Annotated in this window: 20 protein-coding genes; 14 read left to right on the forward strand and 6 right to left on the reverse strand. The window is 59.6% G+C overall.

The annotated features are described in order from the left end of the window. Nucleotides 1–14 precede the first annotated feature (14 nt). Both ACI0FG_RS01860 and gltX read left to right on the forward strand, forming a co-directional pair. Complete coding sequence (locus tag ACI0FG_RS01860; protein WP_419786858.1) at nt 15–236, forward strand: NifU family protein; 222 nt, start codon at nt 15–17, stop codon at nt 234–236. A 121-nt stretch (nt 237–357) separates the two neighbouring features. Further along, nucleotides 358–1,755, forward strand: coding sequence for a glutamate--tRNA ligase (gene gltX, locus ACI0FG_RS01865; RefSeq protein WP_419786859.1), 1,398 nt, complete (start codon nt 358–360; stop codon nt 1,753–1,755). Between the two features lie 248 nt (nt 1,756–2,003). Here gltX and ACI0FG_RS01870 read toward each other — a convergent pair whose 3' ends face one another. The 4 genes from ACI0FG_RS01870 to rpmB all read right to left on the reverse strand — a co-directional run bounded on the left by ACI0FG_RS01870 (nt 2,004) and on the right by rpmB (nt 6,046). After that, complete coding sequence (locus ACI0FG_RS01870; protein WP_419786860.1) at nt 2,004–2,276, reverse strand: SHOCT domain-containing protein; 273 nt, start codon at nt 2,274–2,276, stop codon at nt 2,004–2,006. A 143-nt stretch (nt 2,277–2,419) separates the two neighbouring features. Then, the gene (locus ACI0FG_RS01875) at nt 2,420–4,342 is read right to left on the reverse strand and encodes an ATP-binding protein (protein ID WP_419786861.1); all 1,923 of its coding nucleotides are present in this window, start codon (nt 4,340–4,342) and stop codon (nt 2,420–2,422) included. Nucleotides 4,343–4,348: 6 nt separating this feature from the next. After that, nucleotides 4,349–5,617 carry an ABC transporter substrate-binding protein gene (locus tag ACI0FG_RS01880; RefSeq protein WP_419786862.1) on the reverse strand — a complete coding sequence of 423 codons (1,269 nt, stop codon included), beginning with the start codon at nt 5,615–5,617 and terminating at the stop codon, nt 4,349–4,351. A 213-nt stretch (nt 5,618–5,830) separates the two neighbouring features. Beyond that, nucleotides 5,831–6,046, reverse strand: a complete 216-nt coding sequence (rpmB, locus tag ACI0FG_RS01885) for a 50S ribosomal protein L28 (protein ID WP_419786863.1) — start codon at nt 6,044–6,046, stop codon at nt 5,831–5,833. Nucleotides 6,047–6,246: 200 nt separating this feature from the next. Here rpmB and ACI0FG_RS01890 point away from each other — a divergent pair, with 200 nt between their 5' ends. From ACI0FG_RS01890 to ACI0FG_RS01930, 9 genes are all read left to right on the forward strand, one after another. Beyond that, nucleotides 6,247–6,768, forward strand: coding sequence for a YceD family protein (locus ACI0FG_RS01890; RefSeq protein WP_419786864.1), 522 nt, complete (start codon nt 6,247–6,249; stop codon nt 6,766–6,768). 89 nt (nt 6,769–6,857) lie between these two features. Continuing rightward, nucleotides 6,858–7,037 carry a 50S ribosomal protein L32 gene (gene rpmF, locus ACI0FG_RS01895; RefSeq protein ID WP_419786865.1) on the forward strand — a complete coding sequence of 60 codons (180 nt, stop codon included), beginning with the start codon at nt 6,858–6,860 and terminating at the stop codon, nt 7,035–7,037. Then, nucleotides 7,024–8,073, forward strand: coding sequence for a phosphate acyltransferase PlsX (gene plsX / locus ACI0FG_RS01900; RefSeq protein WP_419788341.1), 1,050 nt, complete (start codon nt 7,024–7,026; stop codon nt 8,071–8,073). Before rpmF ends, plsX begins: the two co-directional genes overlap by 14 nt. Before the next feature lie 63 nt (nt 8,074–8,136). Further along, on the forward strand, nt 8,137–9,126 hold the full coding sequence (locus ACI0FG_RS01905) for a beta-ketoacyl-ACP synthase III (RefSeq protein WP_419786866.1): 990 nt from the start codon (nt 8,137–8,139) through the stop codon (nt 9,124–9,126). 147 nt (nt 9,127–9,273) lie between these two features. After that, on the forward strand, nt 9,274–10,017 hold the full coding sequence (gene fabG / locus ACI0FG_RS01910; RefSeq protein ID WP_419786867.1) for a 3-oxoacyl-[acyl-carrier-protein] reductase: 744 nt from the start codon (nt 9,274–9,276) through the stop codon (nt 10,015–10,017). A gap of 37 nt (nt 10,018–10,054) precedes the next feature. Beyond that, nucleotides 10,055–10,291, forward strand: coding sequence for an acyl carrier protein (locus ACI0FG_RS01915; protein ID WP_419786868.1), 237 nt, complete (start codon nt 10,055–10,057; stop codon nt 10,289–10,291). A gap of 103 nt (nt 10,292–10,394) precedes the next feature. After that, nucleotides 10,395–11,633: a beta-ketoacyl-ACP synthase II gene (gene fabF, locus ACI0FG_RS01920; protein WP_419786869.1), complete on the forward strand. Its 1,239-nt coding sequence runs from the start codon at nt 10,395–10,397 to the stop codon at nt 11,631–11,633. Between the two features lie 190 nt (nt 11,634–11,823). After that, nucleotides 11,824–13,062, forward strand: a complete 1,239-nt coding sequence (gene glyA, locus ACI0FG_RS01925) for a serine hydroxymethyltransferase (protein WP_419786870.1) — start codon at nt 11,824–11,826, stop codon at nt 13,060–13,062. 205 nt (nt 13,063–13,267) lie between these two features. Then, nucleotides 13,268–14,221, forward strand: coding sequence for a hypothetical protein (locus ACI0FG_RS01930; protein WP_419786871.1), 954 nt, complete (start codon nt 13,268–13,270; stop codon nt 14,219–14,221). Nucleotides 14,222–14,487: 266 nt separating this feature from the next. Here ACI0FG_RS01930 and ilvD read toward each other — a convergent pair whose 3' ends face one another. After that, on the reverse strand, nt 14,488–16,149 hold the full coding sequence (gene ilvD / locus ACI0FG_RS01935; protein WP_419786872.1) for a dihydroxy-acid dehydratase: 1,662 nt from the start codon (nt 16,147–16,149) through the stop codon (nt 14,488–14,490). A 72-nt stretch (nt 16,150–16,221) separates the two neighbouring features. Further along, entirely contained in the window at nt 16,222–16,710 is a 489-nt protein-coding gene (locus ACI0FG_RS01940) for a PocR ligand-binding domain-containing protein (protein WP_419786873.1), read from the reverse strand. Between the two features lie 157 nt (nt 16,711–16,867). Between ACI0FG_RS01940 and ACI0FG_RS01945 the strand changes: the two genes are divergently transcribed. Genes ACI0FG_RS01945 through ACI0FG_RS01955 form a run of 3 tightly spaced genes read left to right on the forward strand, consistent with a single transcriptional unit; the run spans nt 16,868 to nt 19,293 of the window. Next, nucleotides 16,868–17,746 (forward strand): YitT family protein, encoded by an 879-nt coding sequence (locus tag ACI0FG_RS01945; RefSeq protein WP_419786874.1) that lies wholly within the window; start codon nt 16,868–16,870, stop codon nt 17,744–17,746. Then, nucleotides 17,746–18,564 (forward strand): SAM hydrolase/SAM-dependent halogenase family protein, encoded by an 819-nt coding sequence (locus ACI0FG_RS01950; RefSeq protein WP_419786875.1) that lies wholly within the window; start codon nt 17,746–17,748, stop codon nt 18,562–18,564. The genes ACI0FG_RS01945 and ACI0FG_RS01950 overlap by 1 nt, the downstream gene beginning before the upstream one ends. Before the next feature lie 3 nt (nt 18,565–18,567). After that, complete coding sequence (locus tag ACI0FG_RS01955; RefSeq protein WP_419786876.1) at nt 18,568–19,293, forward strand: adenosylcobinamide-GDP ribazoletransferase; 726 nt, start codon at nt 18,568–18,570, stop codon at nt 19,291–19,293. The last annotated feature ends 25 nt before the right edge of the window (nt 19,294–19,318 follow it).

The raw sequence follows: 19,318 nt of genomic DNA on the forward strand, positions 1-19,318 counted from the left end.
ACGGAGACTGTCTCATGCGCGAGAAAGTTGAAGCGGTCCTGGCCAAGGTCAGGCCCATGCTGCAGGCCGACGGCGGCGACGTCGAATTGGTGGAAGTGACGGACGATGGAATGGTCAAGGTTCGCCTGACCGGCGCCTGCAAGGGGTGCCCCATGTCCCAGCAGACCCTCAAGCACGGCGTAGAACGCCTTGTTCTCAAGGAAATCCCGGAAGTGAAGGGCGTGGAGGCCGTTTAACCGGCTCACCCTGATCCACCGGTTTTCCCCGCATTTTTTTAAAGGCTGCCGACCATCCCCGTCCAGGGGGTGGCGGCCTTTGTCGTGTTCCGGCGGCCATATATCATCAAGGAGTAATTCCATGACCAAGATCGTTTCCCGGTTCGCCCCCAGTCCCACCGGGTTCCTGCATATCGGCGGCGCACGTACCGCGCTCTTTTCATGGCTGCTGGCCCGTGCCGTGGGCGGCGAGTTCCGCCTGCGCATCGAGGATACGGACCGTGAGCGTTCCACCCAGGCCGCCACGGACGCCATCATCGATTCCATGAAGTGGCTCGGCCTGGAGCATGACGGCGAGATTGTCTTCCAGTCCACCCGCGCCGACCGGCACAATGAGGTTATCGACCAGCTCATTGCCTCCGGCCATGCCTACTACTGCCAGTGTTCCAAGGAAGATGTGGACGCCATGCGCGAAAAGGCGATGCAGGAAGGCCGCAAGCCCAAGTACGACGGCACCTGCCGCGACAAGGGACTGACCTCCGGCGCGGTCCGGCTGCGCGCCCCTCTGGAGGGAGCCACCGGCTACGAGGACATGGTCAAGGGCTTCATCTCCGTGGAAAACTGCGAGATGGACGACATGATCCTGCGCCGCAGCGACGGCACGCCCACCTATAATCTGGCCGTGGTGGTGGATGACCATGACATGGGCGTGAACCACGTTTTGCGCGGGGATGACCACGTCAACAATACGCCGCGCCAGATTCTCATCTACAAGGCCATGGGCTGGGAAGTCCCCCGGTTCGGCCACGTGCCCATGATTTTGGGGCCGGACAAGAAAAAGCTTTCCAAACGCCACGGCGCGCTCTCCGTCATGGAATACGAGAAGATGGGCTACCTGCCCGAGGCCGTGTGCAACTATCTGGCCCGGCTCGGATGGTCCCATGGCGACCAGGAACTCTTCACCATGGACGAGATGGTGAAGCTCTTTTCCACCGACAATCTCGGCAACTCTCCCTCGGTCTTTGACCTGACCAAGTTCGAGTGGGTCAACGGCCAGTACATGCAGCAGGCCGATCCCGAGCGGCTGACCGATCTGTGTGCCGAATTCCTGGCCCGCGAGGTGGGCGAGGAAGAGGCCGCCAAGGTCAAGCGCGCCGTCATTCGCAACGCCGTGCCGCTGTTGCAGCCCCGCGCCAAGTCCATAGTGGACATGGTGGAGCAGCTGCATCCGTTCATCGTGGACGCGGATTTCCTGCCCTACGACGAAGCGGCGGTGAAGAAATTCATCACTGCCGAGACCAAGCCGCTGCTGGAAGACATCGCTGCGCGCATTGAGGGCGATGTCGAATTCACCGAGGCTTCCCTCGAAGATGTTCACCGTAAGTTCATCGAGGAAAAGGATATCAAGTTCAAGGTCATTGCCCAGCCCATCCGGGTTTCCATCATGGGCAAGACCCAGTCCCCCGGCCTTTTCGAGACCATGCTGGCCCTGGGCAAGGATCAGACCCTGGCCCGGCTGCACCGTGCCGTGTCCCTGTAGAACGCACTCCCATGATAAATTGAAAAGGCGGCCTCTTCCGGGGCCGCCTTTTTTTGGGCTGCCGGAAAACACGTATCGTGGAAAGGGTGAGTTCCCGGGGGAGCCGGTCTTGTTTGCCGCTGCAAAAGGGAAAGACCCCGCCGGAGGATACCGGGCGGGGTCTTTTCGGTGCGGGTCCAGGCCGGGACTGAAACGGCCTGGGCCCTGACTGCAGGGAGGTGTGTTGATCGTTTTTCGTGTAGGAAAATTTATTTCAGGTCTTCCTTCATCTGCTTGAAGGTCTCGCGGTCGATTTCACCGGCGGCATATCTCCGCTTCAGTTCTTCCTGGGGCGTGGGGGCCCCGGTATTGGATGAAGGCGTGTGCCGGGCGCGGAGGGCCAGGTAGATGACAAGACCTATGAGCAGGAGTGGGATGAGGCCGCCCAGATGGAAGGGGAAGAACCCCATTGATCCACCGCCGAACCCGTGCCAGGGTCCGGGGCCTCCGCAGCCAAAGGTCAAGGCGCTTGAAAAGTCCATTGTGTCCTCCTTGACGCAAAAGTAAGCATAGGGTGTGCCAAAAATAAAATTTAAAGATGGCAACTGGTTAATGGAGGATGCTTTCCTTTGGTGTGTGCAAAAGTGCAATATATTGCGGTGTAAGGACCGCCATTTTGCACAAGTTATTGCACAGGGAGGTCAATGGAGAAGGTGGCTCCCTCGCCCTGGGTGGATTCCACCCAGATGGTGCCCTGATGGTGGTGGACGATCTCCCGGCAAATGGCCAGCCCGAGGCCTGCGCCTGCCGGTTTGTCATCGGCGGGGTCGCGGCTCCCGACCTGATGGAAAAGGTCGAATACGCGTTCCTGTTCGTCTCTGGGGATTCCTGTTCCGGTGTCGCTTATCCGAAAACGGACTACTCCGGGAACAGGGGCAGAGGCGGATATGGTCACTTTCCCCACTTTGGTGAATTTGGCCGCGTTGGTCAGCAGATTCAGCAGGACCTGAAGCATCCGGTCCGGGTCGAGAATCAAGGCGGGGAGGTCGGGCTCAATGTCGGTTTCCAGGGTGACGTTCGGGTTGTCGCTGAACTGGCCGGAAACCGCATCCACCGCTCGCTGTACCAGCGCTTCGGGCCGGGTGCGTTCCATCCGCCATTCGTTGTAGCCCATTTCGATTTTGTTCAGGTCCAGCACATCGCCGATGAGCCGGGAGAGCCGTTCGCCTTCGTGCAGCAGGATGTTCAGATTTTCCACGATCTGCGATCCCTTGGTCAGCAGTTTGGGGTTGCCCTTTGCCAGCGGCCAGAAGTGCCGGGAGAAGTTTTTGAGAATGAGTTTGGAGAACCCGAGCAGCGAGGTCAGCGGAGTCCTCAGTTCGTGGGAGACCGAGGAGACCAGTGTGGATTTCGCTCGATCCAACTCCCGAAGCCGCCGGTTCATCCGCTCGACTTCCTCCTTGGATTCGAGCATCTGCTGCTCCATTTCCTTGCGGTAGGTAATGTCGCGAGCTACCCATATTATGGTCCCGTTTTCCCCGTTTTCGTCGCCGATACGGGCGGTGCGCCCCTCAAACCAGACCGGACCGTTATCGCCCTGCAGGGTGTACTCTATGCTCTGGTTTTGTCCGGTTGCAATGGTCTTGCGGGTGACGTCGATGACTTCCTTTGCGTCTTCCGGGCTGGTCACTTCATGGATCAGTCGTCCCCTCATGTGGTCTTCCGAAAGAACCAGGTCGTCACGATCTCCTGTGTGTACATCCAGTATTCGTCCGTACCAGTCGAAGCGGACAATGCGGTCCGGGTATGAATCCACCAGGGCCTGAAGCCTGCCTTCGCGGTCCTTGAGGACGAGGTTTGTCCGTTGAAGGTCGCTGATGTTTATTTGGATGGCCTTGCGCATGGCGTCGAAACTTTCCGCCAGGATGCCTATCTCATCTCCTCGGCCGACCGGAACCGTAGTGTTCAGGTTGCCCCGGCGGAGAGCGTCGGCAATGCGGGTGAGCTCGCTGATGGGTGTGGTGACGTGTCGGCGCGAGTAGCCGATGATGACAAGGGAAGTGAAAATGATGCACAGAATGGAGCCGAGAATGAACATGCCCGCTATCTTCCGCTTGTGCGTGGTCGCAACGGCGGTGGTGGCACGGATGTAGACGCGGAAGAAGGGCTTTGCCCCCTCGTAGGCGTATAGCGGTGTTATGGATATGATGGCCGGAGGGTGAAGTGTCGTGTCGTAGTGCAGGGTCGTTTCTTCGTTGGCCGTCAGCAGCTCTTTGGGGATCTCTGGGATATTACGGACATTCTTTCCAATTCTGTCGGGCTGGTAGGCGTAGTAGATGCGTCCGCCTTCGCCGACGACCATGCCGTCCAGGAATTCGTCGCCCACCAGTTCCTTCATGACCTCCTCGCTGCCCACGGACTCGTAGCGCAGCAGTTGCCGGTTCATGAGCTTTCCGGGCACCTGCACCTGATTCACCAGATAGCGGTCGATCTCGCTGGAAAACGTCTCGGTATAGAACAGCCCGAGGGTCGTCAGGGCCACGAACTCGACGAGGAGTACGACGGCGCTGAATTTGAAAATAAGGCTTTTCCCTGCTTTCGACATCATTTCCTCTTACGAAGGCCCTGCGGAAAAAAGCTTTCTGGACATGGCATCAAGCCGGGAATGGATTGTGCGGATGTCCGAGGGTGTGGCGACAAATTGTTTGAACGCATGGAGACCGAGGGCGGCTACTGCAGGCGGGGTTGCCAGATCATAGCAGGTCTGCCACCGCTCGGCATTGCGCATGTCGTTCATAATGCGTTGCTGCAAGGGGGTATAGAATGACGTGGGAACATCACGGCTGGGGGCCAGCGCGCCGGAGCCCCGGCTCATCTCTTCCTGGGGGCCGATTTCCGAAAAATAGGCCAGAACCTTGTCCACTTTGTCCGGGATTCCGTTCCGGGCCACCAGCATGACGTCGATGACGCCCAGGGACACAGTGGGTACATCCGGGGCGATCTCCGGGAAGGGGAAATAGTCGAAGTCGATGCCCGCCCGCCAGCCCATCTGGCCTTCGAAGTGGCCGATAATCCAGGTGCCCATCAGCGTCATTGCCGCCTGCCCGGAGTGAACTAGGCCTGCGGCTTCCGCCCAGCTGAGCGGGACGGGTTGTTCATTGAAGTAGTGCGCATCCAGGAGTTGTTGCCACAGCTCGAATGTTTTGGTGACCTCCGGGTCGTCATAAAAGGCTCGTCCCGACATAAGGCGCTCGCGGTAATCCGGCCCGGCCGTGCGCACCAGCAGAAAATCGAACCAGTATTGGGCGGGCCAGCCATCCCGGCAGCCAAGCGCTATGGGAGCGACCCCTTTGTCACGCAGGGTAACGCACAGCTTGAGAAAAGCCTGCCAGGATTCGGGCGGGCGCAGTCCGTATTTTTGGAAAATGGCCTTGTTGTAGAAGAATCCAACTGAGTGCAGCGTAAGGGGCAGGGCGTACTGGTGCCCCTTGTAGCGGCATGCCTTCCTGATGAATAGGGGGAATCGTTTGTCCAATCCGGCTTCATTCCATGCCCGGTCAATGGGAGCGATAAGGTCGTTTTCGACCATGGAACGCGTGCGGGCTCCGGCCCAGTAAGAGAAAAGAGCAGGCGCTCCCTCGTTGGAGAGCATGGGGACGATGCCTTTTTTGAATGATTCGTGCTTGAAACCGATGGCCCGGACCTGCTGTTCGGGGTGGCTCCGGTTGTATGCGCTGGCCATCTCGTCGATGCCGCCGCTCAGGGCGTCGGTCCAGTAGTGAAGGAATATTATCTCTCCGCCCAAGCCTGCTCGCCCAGGCACCGCAAGGAGGACGGCAATCACCAGGGCGAGCAGGAGGATGTGGGTCTTGGGCAGGGGCATATAGGGGTTCTCCTGTCCTGAGGACGGAACCGGTTACGGTGTTGGGGTATGATAAACCGTAACTCCAAAATGAAAAGAAGGGAATCAGGTTATAATTTGAAGAACACTCCTGAGAAGAATTCGTAGCGTCTTACTATGAAAAATGACAACACAAAAAGCTGCCGCCGGGTGCCCGGCGGCAGCAGGAAATGCATCAAAGTGCCAGGACGAAAACTAGGCTTCGGGCTTGGTGTTCGCAGTGGGCTTGTTCACGGCGCCGTTGCGGATGCAACGGGTACATGCCTTGATGCTCACGACCTGCCCGGACTCGAGCTGGTGGCGGACCTTCTGCAGGTTGGGCATGAAGCGGCGCTTGGTTTTGATGTGGGAGTGGCTGACGTTGTTGCCGGTCTGGGGACCTTTCCCGCAAATATCGCAAACCTGGGACATGGCGACCTCCTGGTATATACCTATATAAAGTTGAATTTTACTTTTGCTCGCCAGTCGGGATACAATGGTTTCCCAAGCAGCGGGAGAGAATCCTTACCGAGCCTTTCACCAAATGGCAAGGGTTTTTTTCTTGACTGATAAAAAGTTCCCATATAGGAACCTCCGTTGCCCATAGCCGCGAAGCTGGGCGGAGGAATATCATGCTCGACCTGTGGATACCAATAAGCGACATTTCCCGCGAGGGGCAGTCGTTCACCTTTGATGACCAGGAGCTCTGGCACGAGGGATGGAAGGAATTTTCCATTTCCCTGGAGCCGGGGGCTGATCTGGTGGCCGAGGTCACCGTCATGCCGCAGGTCGATGAAGGTGTGCTGGTTCGCGGTACCCTCAAGGGATCAGTCATGATGCCCTGTGACCGATGCGCCGAGCCTTTCGAGTTCTCCGTGGACGAGACCTTTGACGTCTACGAGCAACTGCCGGGCGGCGAAGCGGATGACGACGAGCCGAGGGTTCGCATGGTCAGCGGCCAGCTCCAGCTTGATATGGGAGCTGTTCTCTGGGAAGTTTTTGCCCTTGCTTTGCCTGTTAAGCCGCTGTGTTCCGATACCTGCGAGGGTGTATGCCCCAAGTGCGGCCAGAACCTCAATGAGGGTGTCTGCGACTGTGAGCAGGATGAGGGCGACGAAAGGCTTGCGGTTTTCCGCAACTTGAAGATAAAATAATTGGTTCCGGCGGTGGACGGCGCAAGTGCCGACTTCCTCCTCCGGCGACAACGAAAAATAGAACCTTTTACTATAACGAGGTAACTACCATGGCTGTTCCCAAGAAAAAGACGTCCCGGTCCCGCAAGGGCATGCGCCGCGCTCACGATCGCGTTGCACTTCCCAATGTGGTCTACTGCGAGTGCGGTGAGCCCACTCTGCCCCATCGTGTCTGCTCCGTCTGCGGTTCCTACAAGGGTCGCCAGGTTGTCGGCACTGAAGAAGCCTAGCTCCGGTTCCAATCCGCGCATCGCCGTGGACGCCATGGGGGGCGATTTGGGTCCCCATGTCGTTGTTCCTGCCGCGGTGGAGGCTGCCCGGGAGGGCATCTCCATCATTCTGGTCGGGGATGAGGCTTTGGTGCGCGCAGAGCTGTCGCAGCTTAATACCGAAGGACTGGACCTCGAGCTCGTTCCGGCCTCCCAGGTGGTGACTATGGACGACAAGCCCGGCGATGCGCTTCGGCGCAAGCGGGACTCGTCCATTCAGGTGGCCACTCGGCTGGTCAAGGAAGGCAAGGCAGACGGCGTGGTCAGCGCGGGCAATTCCGGGGCCACCGTGGCCTGCGGCATGTTCGTGCTTGGCCGTATACCCGGTGTGCTTCGGCCTGCCCTGGCGGGCATCCTGCCGACGGAAAAAACCCCGGTGGTGCTCATCGACGTGGGCGCCAACGTGGACTCCAAGCCGCAGCACCTGTTCCAGTTCGGCCTCATGGCCGATGTCTTTGCGCACTACGTGCTGGGATTGAAAAATCCTTCCGTGGGGCTGCTTTCCATCGGCGAGGAGGAGGGCAAGGGCAACGCCACAGTGCGTGACGCCTTTGATCTGTTGCGCGCATCGGACCTCCGATTCATCGGCAATGTCGAGGGCCGTGATATATTCACGGGCGATGTGGATGTCGTGGTTTGCGACGGCTTTGTGGGCAACGTGGCCCTCAAGCTTTCCGAGGGGCTGGCCAAGTCCATGAGTCATATCCTCAAGAAGGAATTGGCCTCGAGCTGGCTCTCCAAGCTGGGCACGCTGCTTTCCCTCGGCGCCTTCAAGCGGTTCAAGCGGGTAGTGGACTACGCGGAATACGGCGGAGCTCCGTTGCTCGGCCTCAAGGGCGTGGTCATCGTGGCCCATGGCAAGTCCAATGAACTGGCCATGATAAACTGCATCCGTATGGCCGCCACCAGCGTCCGCAACAAAACTCATGAGCATCTTGAGGCAGGTCTGGCAGCCCATGCAGGCCTGACGGGCAAGGCCGACCGGCCCGCCGCCTGAGAGGGCGAGCGGCCGTAGCAAGCTGGCCTTGACCCGATCCCCCCATTCGCTTACACACCCCCCATGCAGACCAACTTCATCTTTCGCGGTTTTGGTCACTACGCGCCCGAGCGTGTGCTGACCAACGCTGATATGGAAAAGATCGTCGAGACCTCCGACGAGTGGATTACCACCAGAACCGGCATCAAGCAGCGTCACATAGCTGCGGATGGCGAGGCTACTTCGGACATGGCTCTCCATGCCGCGAAGCAGGCCCTGGCCGAGGCGGGCATGGCCCCCTCGGAGCTGACCCATATAGTGGTGGCTACCTTTACTCCGGATTCCATGATCCCCTCCACAGCCTGCGTGCTGCAGAGCAAGCTCGGCATTTCCGGCCAGATGTGCGTGGATGTCTCCGCCGCCTGTTCCGGTTTTCTCTATGCCCTGCAAACCGCTCGCGGCTACCTCGCGCTGGAGCCTGATGCCAGGATCCTGGTCGTGGCTGCGGAGGAGCTTTCTCGGCGGACCAATTGGGAAGACCGGGCCACCTGCGTGCTCTTCGGCGACGCGGCCGGTGCCGCGGTGCTGACCTCCGGAAACGAGGACGAGCGTCCGCAACTGATGGACATGATGCTGGCGGCCGACGGCTCTCTCGGCGAACTGCTCACGGTGCACGGCGGTGGCTCCGCCTATTCCTACAAGATGGGCGAGCCTGTCGGCGAAGAATACTTCGTCCAGATGCAGGGGCGGGAGACCTTCAAACATGCCGTGCGCAACATGACCTCCATCTGCGAGGCCCTGCTTGAGCGGCACGGGGTGAGCAAATCCGAGATCGATGTGCTGCTGCCCCATCAGGCCAACTGGCGCATCATAGACGCGGTCGGGCGCAAGTTCGATATTCCGCCCGAGAAGGTTTTTGCCAATATCGAACGGTACGCCAACACCTCGGCGGCCTCCATTCCGGTGGCCCTTTCCGAGGCGGTCAAGACCAAGTTCATCAAGCCCGGCGATCTGGTGCTGCTCACCTGTTTCGGCGGTGGCTTCACCTGGGGCTCCGCCCTGGTGCGTTTTTAGACATTTCAGGCATTCAAACACGGGTTTCGCTATACTTTCGTAACACGTGTGTGATAGACCACGTCTCCGTCCCGATAAAGCGCATTTGCAGTAGCGGACGGATTGGTATATTGGGTGCAGACCAAAGCAATATCGCGAGGTACGCTAATGAGTGATCTTCCCCATGTGGCCCTGGTGACGGGCGGCTCCCGAGGTATCGGGCGCACAGTGGCCGAGCGGCTCGCCGCCGACGGCTTCGAGGTCTATCTGACCTACGTCAGCCGGCCGGAAGAGGCGGAAAAGACCGTGGCATGCATCGAGGAGGCGGGCGGCAAGGCAAAGGCCTTCCAGCTCGATTCCGGAGACCGGCAGGCCGTGGCGGATTTCTTCGCCTTGGAGATCAAGAAGCAGGTCCATCTCGACGTGCTGGTAAACAACGCGGGAATCACCCGTGACGGGCTGATGATGCGTATGAAGGATGATGACTGGGACAAGGTCATCGCCATCAACCTCACAGGCTGTTTTACCTTTCTCAAGGAAGCATCCAAGATTATGGGCAAGCAGCGCTCGGGCCGCATCATCAACATCACCTCCGTGGTGGGACAGATGGGCAATGCCGGACAGGCCAACTACAGCGCGGCCAAGGCCGGGCTTATCGGCCTGACCAAGTCTGCCGCGCGCGAGCTTGCGGCCCGGGGCATCACGGTCAATGCCGTGGCTCCCGGTTTCATCCAGACGGATATGACCGACGCGCTGCCTGAAAAGGTCGTTGAGGCCATGCTCGACCAAATTCCGCTTAAATCCCTCGGCCAGACCGAGGATATCGCTGCCGCCGTCGCTTTTCTGGCAGGCCCCGGAGCCGGTTACATCACCGGCCAGGTGCTGGGCGTGAACGGCGGCATGTACATGTAACCCAAAAGAAAAAATCAAGCGAGATTGGAGGAACATTATGTCCGCAGTAGCAGAGAAAGTGAAAGAGATCATCGTGGAGCAGCTCGGCGTGAGCGCTGACGAAGTTGTGGAAAATGCCGCCTTTGTTGAAGACCTGGGTGCCGATTCCCTGGACCTGACCGAGCTGATCATGGCCATGGAAGAGGAATTCGACCTGGAGATCGATGATGAGGATGCTCAGAAGATCGTCAAGGTCTCCGATGCCATCTCTCATATCGAAAAGGCTCAGGCCTAAGGACTATCGGTCCGGCCACGCTTTTGTCAGAGCGTCTTGCGCACCCTGCGTGTGAGGCGCTCCTTTTACTTTTTTCACCGAAGACAACACGGGAACGGGATTTATGAATAGGGTTGTCGTCACCAGTGTTGCCGCGGTCACCCCCCTCGGCAATGACGCAGAAACGAGCTGGCAGAATCTGCTGGCGGGTAAATCCGGTATTTGCCGGATCACCAAGTTTGACACCGAGAAGTTCGACACCAAGATCGCCGGCGAAGTCAAAGACTTTGACCCGACCGTCTTTATCGAAAAGAAAGCGGCGCGCCGCATGGAGACGTTCACCCAGTTTGCGGTGGCCGCCACCAAAATGCTTTTCGAAACTGCCGAATGGGCCATCCCGGACAGCGAAAAGGAACGGGCGGGAACCATCATCGGTGTAGGCCTTGGCGGCCTGCATACCATTGAGGAAATGCACACCAAGCTGCTGGATAAGGGACCTGGTCGCATTTCGCCTTTCTTCATCCCCATCCTCATCGCCAACATGGCTGCCGGACAGGTCTCCATCGAGGCCGGAGCCATGGGCCCCAACGTCTGTACCACAACGGCCTGCGCCTCCGGCTCCCATGCCGTGGGCTATGCCTACACGGACATTGTCATGGGGCGGGCCGACGTCATGATCTGCGGTGGTGCGGAATCGACCATCACCTCGCTGGGCGTGGCCGGCTTCAATGCCATGAAGGCTCTGTCCACCCGCAATGACGAGCCTGAACTGGCCTCCCGTCCCTTTGACGCGGACCGTACCGGTTTTGTCATGGGCGAGGGCTGCGGGCTGCTGCTGTTGGAATCCCTGGAGCACGCCGAGGCGCGTGGGGCCACTATCCTGGCCGAAGTCGTCGGTTTCGGCGCTTCCGGCGATGCCTACCACATGACCGCGCCGCCCGAGGACGGATCTGGTATGGCCATTGCCATGGCCGCCGCTGTGCGCGAGGCGGGAATCGATCCTTCAGAGCTGGATCATATCAACGCCCACGGTACCTCGACCAAGCTCAATGACTTGTGCGAGACCCGGGCCATCAAGAAGGTCTTTGGCGACCACGCCTATGACATCGACATCTGCGCCAACAAGTCCCAGATGGGACACCTGCTTGGTGCGGCGGGCGGCGTCGAGGCCGTGTTCGCGGTAAAGACACTTGCCGAGGGCATTATCCCCGGCACGATCAACCGGGATACACCGGACCCGGAATGCGACCTGAACATTACGGTCGAGGGGCCGCGCAAGAAGCAGGCGGAGTATGCGTTATCAAACTCCTTCGGCTTCGGCGGGACCAACGCCTGTGTGTTGTTCAAGCGCTTTGCCGGATAAGAAGTGAACAAGGGGGAGCCGCACGTGCTCCCCTTTTTTGATATAAGGACGGATCTCCATCCCGTGGGCCACGGTGGGAGCGGCAGGCGGATACGGCGTTGAACCCGGACTCCTGCGGCCGCAAGGACTGCCGAAACCTGATCGGGATGGGAAGCCATTCGTATCCACCCTCTAGCAAAGGAACATCACCATGGAAGAACTGCTTCTCCAAGACCCGGAAGTGGCACAGGCCATCATCAAGGAGGCCGATCGTCAGGTCTCCAAGCTGGAACTCATCGCCAGCGAAAATTTCGTGTCCACAGCCGTTCGTCAGGCCCAGGGGTCCATCATGACCCACAAGTACGCCGAAGGCTACCCCGGCAAGCGCTGGTACGGCGGCTGCGAGTACGTGGACATCGTCGAGGATCTGGCTCGTGACAGGGCCAAGGAACTGTTTGGTGCAGGCTATGCCAACGTCCAGCCCCACTCCGGCTCCCAGGCCAACATGGCAGTCTACTTTGCGGCCTGCCAGCCCGGCGACACCGTCATGGGCATGGATCTTTCCCACGGCGGCCACCTTACCCACGGCTCCCCGGTGAACTTCTCCGGTCGGTTGTTCAACATGGTGCACTACGGTGTTTCCAAGGAGACCCAGACCATCGACTATGATGAAGTTGAGGCCCTTGCCAAGAAGCATCATCCCAAACTGATCATCGCCGGTGCGTCCGCCTACCCGCGCATCATCGACTTCGCCCGTTTCCGTGCCATTGCCGATGAAGTCGGCGCCAAGCTGATGGTGGACATGGCCCACATCGCCGGACTGATCGCGGCTGGCGAGCACCCGTCCTGCATTGAGTACGCCCACTACACCACCACCACGACCCACAAGACCCTGCGTGGCCCCCGCGGCGGCATGATCCTGGGTGGCGAAGACCTGGAGAAGGAGCTCAACTCCAACATCTTCCCCGGCATCCAGGGCGGCCCGCTGATGCACGTCATCGCGGCCAAGGCCGTTGCCTTTGGCGAGGCCCTGTCTCCCGGTTTCGTGGAATACCAGCAGCAGGTGGTCAAGAACGCCAAGCAGCTGGCCGCCTCCCTGCAGGAAGCCGGGCACAAGCTGGTCTCCGGCGGCACGGACAACCACATGATGCTGATGGACCTCTCGGACAAGGACTACACCGGCAAGGATGCCCAGATCGCTCTGGACAAGGCTGGCATCACCGCCAACAAGAACACCATCCCGTTCGAGACCAAGTCCCCGTTCCAGACTTCCGGTGTACGTTTGGGCACTCCGGCCCTGACCACCCGAGGCATGATCGAGGAAGACATGATTGTTGTCGCCGAGGCGATCACCGCTGCTCTGGAGAATATGAACGACGACAAGATTCTCGAAGAGATTCGCACCGAGGTGGAGGAATTCGCCCACGAGTTCCCGCTTTACGCCTGGTAGTCGGTTGTTACCGAATTGATTTGTTGAAAGGGGCAGCCATTGGCTGCCCCTTTTTTGGTGACAGGCCGTTTTGGGTACGATGCGGGAACGATGATTTTATCAAATTGAGTTAATGGTAGTGAACACGAAATTGGAACCCGACGAAACTATTCTGGTGGTCACGCATCATTTGCTATATAAAATATACCGCAAAGGAGAATACGCCATGACCAAAGGCACACAGGAAACCCTTCGGGCTCTGTATGAGGACCCGGCTGTCCGCGCAAGACTGGCGGCTGCGCAGTCACCTGCCGAAATGAGAGAGGTTGTATCTGCCATTCTTGATGAACACGGTCTCGACATCACCCCGGAGAAGTTGCGGGAAATGCTGGAGCCACCTGAGGGAGAACTCAGTGATGCGGAGTTGGAAACCGTGGTCGGCGGCAAAAATTCCAGCGAAGATCAGAGGCTTGGGGGGGACACTTCCCTGTGGGCTCAGTTCGCCTATCTCTTTGGCGCAAGGTCTGGTGCGGTTTTCAATGACGAGCTTGATGGAGGCGCCGGCAACGACACCATGTTTGGTGGCTTTGGCAATGACACTTTGCTTGGCGGATCCGGTAACGACTCCATGGAAGGCGGCAATGGGCTGGGCGAGGACGATATCGGCGATGACTACTTGGAAGGCGGTTCGGGCAACGACACCATGTGGGGTGGTTCTGGCGATGACGAATTGCATGGCGGCGATGACAACGACAGAATGGAAGGAGAAGTGGGGGAAGATACCCTGTATGGTGATGCCGGTCACGACACCATGTGGGGCGGTTCGGACGACGACGAAATGCACGGCGGCACGGGGAACGATTATATTCAGGGAGATGAGGGAAACGATATCCTGTTTGGCGATGAAGGCAACGACACCTTGGTTGGCGGTGCCGGTAACGACACACTTACAGGTGGAGAGGGAAGCGATGTCTTCGTGTTTGGCAATAACAGCGGCACGGATACCATTACCGATTTCAATCCCGCTACGGATAGGATTCAATTTAGCGACGCCAATAGTATCGATGATATTAGCGTGGCAGCCGGAGGCGGCAAGACCTTTATCACATGTGGGGAGACCACGATCATTCTGGAAGGTGTTGAGATGAGTGCCAAGGAAGTTTGGGCTCGCCGAGACTGATGGCTGTGCGTCAGTCGGAATCCTGCTGAGAGGTTGACTTGCGCTTGTTGAAGGACGCAACATGTCTCACAAGCCGGAATGAAGCCGGGCTGTGAAGTTTCTCTGCCTTAGCTGACGGCGATTGCTTTTCAGAGAGGGCTCAAGCTGGACATGTTAGAGACTTCCTCAGCTTCGAAACGAGTTTTGTTTGCAAATACCATGGCCAAGAAAAACGCCCGTCCGGGAATTCCTGGACGGGCGTTTTGTTTCATTCATTAAAAGCGGCGTTAGCGTTCGTACACAGCGCCCTGTGCGGCGGAGGTGACGAGCTTGGCGTAGCGCCGCAGGAAGGGCGAGTTGACCGGCTTTTCCACGGGCTTGAAGTCCTTCTTGCGGGTTTCCAGTTCGGCTTCGTCCACCAGCAGGTTGATGGTACGGGCCGGGATGTCGATCTCGATCTTGTCGCCTTCCTGGATCAGTCCGCAGGGACCGCCGGAAGCGGCTTCGGGCGAGATGTGGCCGATGGCGGCGCCACGGGTACCGCCGGAGAACCGGCCGTCCGTGATCAGGGCCACGGATTCACCCAGCCCCATGCCGGAAATGGCCGAGGTCGGGGTGAGCATCTCGCGCATACCGGGGCCGCCCTTGGGGCCTTCATAGAGGATGACCACCACGTCGCCGGACTTGATCTGCTTGCCGAGGATGGCCTTCACGGCGTCCTCCTCGGAGGTGAATACGCGGGCCGTTCCTGTGTTCCGCATCATCTCCGGGGCAACGGCGGACTGCTTCACGCAGCAGCCGTCGGGCGCGATGTTGCCGAAGAGGATGGCGATGCCGCCCTCTTCGGAATAGGGGTTGTCGATGGGCCGGACGATTTCGTGATTGGAGACATGGGCATTCAGCTCCTGGAGGTTCTCGCCCAGGGTTTTGCCGGTCACGGTCATGACGTCCAGATTGAGCAGGTCGCGCTTGGCCAGCTCGCTCATGACGCCGGGGATGCCGCCCGCTTCCTCCAGCTCCTCCATGTAGTGGGGGCCGGCCGGGGCGAGCTTGCACAGGTTCGGCGTCTTTTTGCTGATCTCGTTGAACATCTCCAGGCTCAGATTCAGCCCTGCCTCGGCAAAGAGGGCGGGGAGGTGGAGCGTGGTGTTGGTGGAGCAGCCCAGAGCCATGTCCATGGTCACGGCGTTGTGCACGGACTTTTCGGTGACGATGTCGCGCGGGCAGATGTTCTTTTCCAGCATTTCCATGACCTGCATACCTGCCTGCTTGGCCAGGCGGACACGGGCGGACATGACGGCCGGGATGGTGCCGTTGCCCGGCAGGGCCAGGCCGATGGACTCGGACAGACAGTTCATGGAGTTGGCCGTGAACATGCCGGAGCAGGAGCCGCAGGTCGGGCAGGCGGATTCTTCGAGGCTGGTGAGTTCATCCATGGTCATGGAACCGGTCTTGACCCGGCCCACGCCCTCGAAAACGGAGATGAGGTCTGCCGAGCGGCGGCGTCCGGCCAGCATGGGGCCGCCGGATACGATGACGGCCGGAATGTTCAGGCGCAGGATGGCCATGAGCATGCCGGGAACGATTTTGTCGCAGTTCGGGATACAGACGATGGCGTCAAAGGGATGGGCGGTGGCCATGATTTCCACGGAGTCGGCGATGATCTCGCGGCTGGGCAGGGACATCTTCATGCCCTCGTGGTTCATGGCAAGGCCGTCGCATACGCCGATGGCCGGAAATTCCATGGGCGTGCCTCCAGCCATGCGGATGCCCGCCTTGACCGCGTCGGCAATGGTATGAAGATGAATATGGCCGGGGATGATCTCGTTGGCGGCACAGCAGACGCCGATGAGCGGCCGCTCCATTTCCTCTTTGGTCAGGCCGTCCGCATAGAGCAGTGAGCGGTGGGGGGCCTTCTCCAGCCCGGCGGTCATTTTCTTGCTTCGCATGGCTTCCTCCTAGGGAGCACTTTTTTGGGCGTCGATGATGACGCCGATGGGGCGCGGCGGACCGCGCCGGGGCTAGCCGATGATCTCGGCCACCCGTTTGGATATATAGTCCTGAATCTCCGTGACCTTGGCTTCGTCCGCGCTGCGGACGGTCCCGGCCAGGCCGGGAATGGCGTCCTTGTCCAGGTCGCTCATCATGCCGATGGTGAATTCGTCCACCTCTTCATCGGCAGGCTGTAGTCCGCAGCCGCCCACGGCGCCGATGACGACACCGTCTTTCTTGACGGGGACGGATATGCGCATCATGCCTGCGTCGCACATCTCGGCAAAGGGCTCGCCTTCCTTGAGCAGCTGGGTGAACATCTGCCCCGCCATGACGCAGATGGAGGAAAATCCCTTGTCGTCATTGCGAATGGCTCGACACAGGTCGTTGCCCCAGGTATTGCCGAATAGCCGGTGCCCTTCGCCGTCCATGATGTCGGCGTTGAGCCCGAAACGGTCGTGCAGGTCCTGTTGCAGTTCGCGCCACTTTTCTTCGGGCGCAAGGTCGGTCAGGTTCATGGTTTCTTGCCTCTCATTGAATGGTCTATTAGTCGGTGTGAAGGGGTTTGGTACCTCTAATCCCGACGCTAGGCAAGCATGGCGGGGCCTGTGTCCGGAACGCGATTAGAGGTTTTCAGCCCCGGAAAAAGTGGCTAGAAGAGGCGGTGGAGAAACCATGACGACACAAGACTGGAAAAACAACTTCCGCGCCATGACCTTCGGGGTGCCGTGGAACCTCATGCTGCTGACCTTCGGGTCCTTTCTTATCGCCTTTTCGGTAAAGGCCGTGGCCGTGCAGCACGGGCTGCTCACGGGCGGCATGTCCGGCATAGCGCTGCTTTGCTACTACGTCTTCGGTGGCCTGAGCACCGGCCAATGGTATTTGTTGCTCAACCTGCCGGTCTTTGTTCTCGGCTGGGTCTTCGTCAGCCGCAGATTCTTCTTTCTCAGCCTCTACGGTATGCTCGCCACCTCCTTCTTCATCGATGCGATTCCCTGGACCATGCCCATCGACGACGTGTGGCTGGCAGTGATAACGGGCGGCGGTATTCTTGGAGCAGGGGTGGGGGTTGCCCTTCGCTCCCTGGGCTCCACGGGCGGGTCGGATATCCTGGCGGTGATCTGCAAGGAGAAGTTCAACCTGTCCATGGGCTCCTTCGAGTTCTGGTTCAACATGATCGGCTTTGTGGGCGGCTTCGCCTTTTTGAATATGCACATCGTACTTTACTCAATCGCCATGACCTTTGTGACGGCGGTGGCTATAGAATACGTGGTGCACATGTTCAGCGAGCGCAAGATGGTCATCATCGTCTCGGACAATGCCGACGACGTGCGGCAGACCATCCTGGAGGATCTGGACCGGGGAGTGACCATGCTTGACGGGTCGGGCGGCTGGTCCGGCGACCCGAAGAAGGTCATTTTGACCATGGTCTCGTCCATGCAGCTCAAGCAGTTGGAAGAATTGGTGTACGCCGTGGACCCGGACGCCTTCTTCATCGTTGGGTCGGGATTCCACGTTTTGGGCCAGGGATTCTCATCAAGGAAGATATACTGATGTTTGCAAAGAGAGAGGAAACACCGCCCAGGACCATTGGCCTGCTGACGGATTTTGGTGTCACGGATCCCTATGTCGGCCAGGTCAAGGCCGTGCTGGCTCGCAAGGCTCCCTCCTGCCAGGTGGTGGATATCTCTCATAGGGTGCAGCCTTATAACGTGGCGCAGGCCGCATTCTTTCTGGCCTCGTCCTACATGCATTTCCCCAAGGACGCGATAATCATGGCCGTGGTGGACCCGGGCGTGGGCACCTCGCGGCGCATTGTCGGCGTCAGCATAGGCGAGCGGTTCATGCTCGCTCCGGACAACGGATTGCTCGCGCTGGCCGTGCACAACGCCTGGACCGAGGAGGTCCGCGCCTTTGATCTTTCCGTGGCCGTTGAGGCGCGTTCCAACATTGCCCAGACCTTTCACGGCCGCGATGTCTTTGCCCCGCTGGCCGCATGGCTTGCCCTGGGTGGCGAGGCCGCCTCGCTGGGCACGGAGATTGATCCGGCCGATCTGGTAACGCCGTGTTGGGCCGGTTCCGTCATTGATCATTGCCGGGCCCAGGGGCATGTGCTGCACGTCGACAGGTTCGGCAACTGCGTGCTCAACCTGCCCATCGGCACCCTGCCGGCCGCCGCACATTTCGAACTTGTGTCCCCGGCCCATGGCGAGCTGGCTTTTGTTACGGCATACGCCGACATGCCGGACGAAAAGCCCGGACTGCTGGAAGGCAGCCAGGGGTTTCTGGAAATTGCGGTCAACCAGCGTTCGGCTGCCCGCCAGCTCGGACTCTCCATGGGCGACCGCGTGGAACTAACCTGGGAGGAATAGAATATGCTCTTTTTCGATACCCTCGGTTTCCTGACCCGTCTGGCTCCGGCCCGCGTCATCCCCGAGGGGGATATGAACCGTTGCATCCGCTGGATGCCCGCCGTGGGGCTGGTGCTCGGCGTGGTCGTCGCCCTGCTGCCGTGGCTCGGCCTGTTCGGCAAGGCCCCGTGGGTTCAGGCCTGGGTCATGGTCGTGCTCAGCGTCTACCTGACGCGGGGGTTCCACTGCGACGGGCTGGCGGACATCTGCGACGCCACCACCACCCATGCCGACCCGGATCGGTTCTGGCAGGTGGTCAAGGACAGCCGCTCCGGCGCGTTCGCCATCATCGGCCTCATACTCGCCCTGGGTGGCGAGGCTCTGCTGTTTCACGAGATGGCCCTTCGCGAAGCCTTCGGCACCGTGGTCTGGGTTTTCATCCTCGGTAGAGCCGCAAGCGTTGCCTTGGCCTATGGCGTGCACCATCTGGCCCGGCCGGGTCTGGGCAAGCTGTACATGGATGGGGCAACCTTGAATGTCGCCCTCGGCGCCGGAATCTTCGCCCTGATCAGTGGCTTTATCCTGGCCGGTCCGCTTACGACACTGGCCGGTATGGCTCTTGCCGGTCTGGCCCTGATTCCGCTCTATCGGCTGGCCGAACATGTGAATGGTGCAAACGGCGATTTTCTGGGCTGTGCCGTGATCCTGGGCGAGCTGGCCGCCGGGCTTGGCTTCGCGTTGGTCATGTAGTCCTGATTCCGGCCTGCCCCGGATT

The sequence above is a fragment of the Pseudodesulfovibrio sp. 7M6 genome, from assembly GCF_050058625.1.
In the GTDB taxonomy this organism is placed as follows: Bacteria; Desulfobacterota; Desulfovibrionia; order Desulfovibrionales; family Desulfovibrionaceae; genus Pseudodesulfovibrio; species Pseudodesulfovibrio salinus.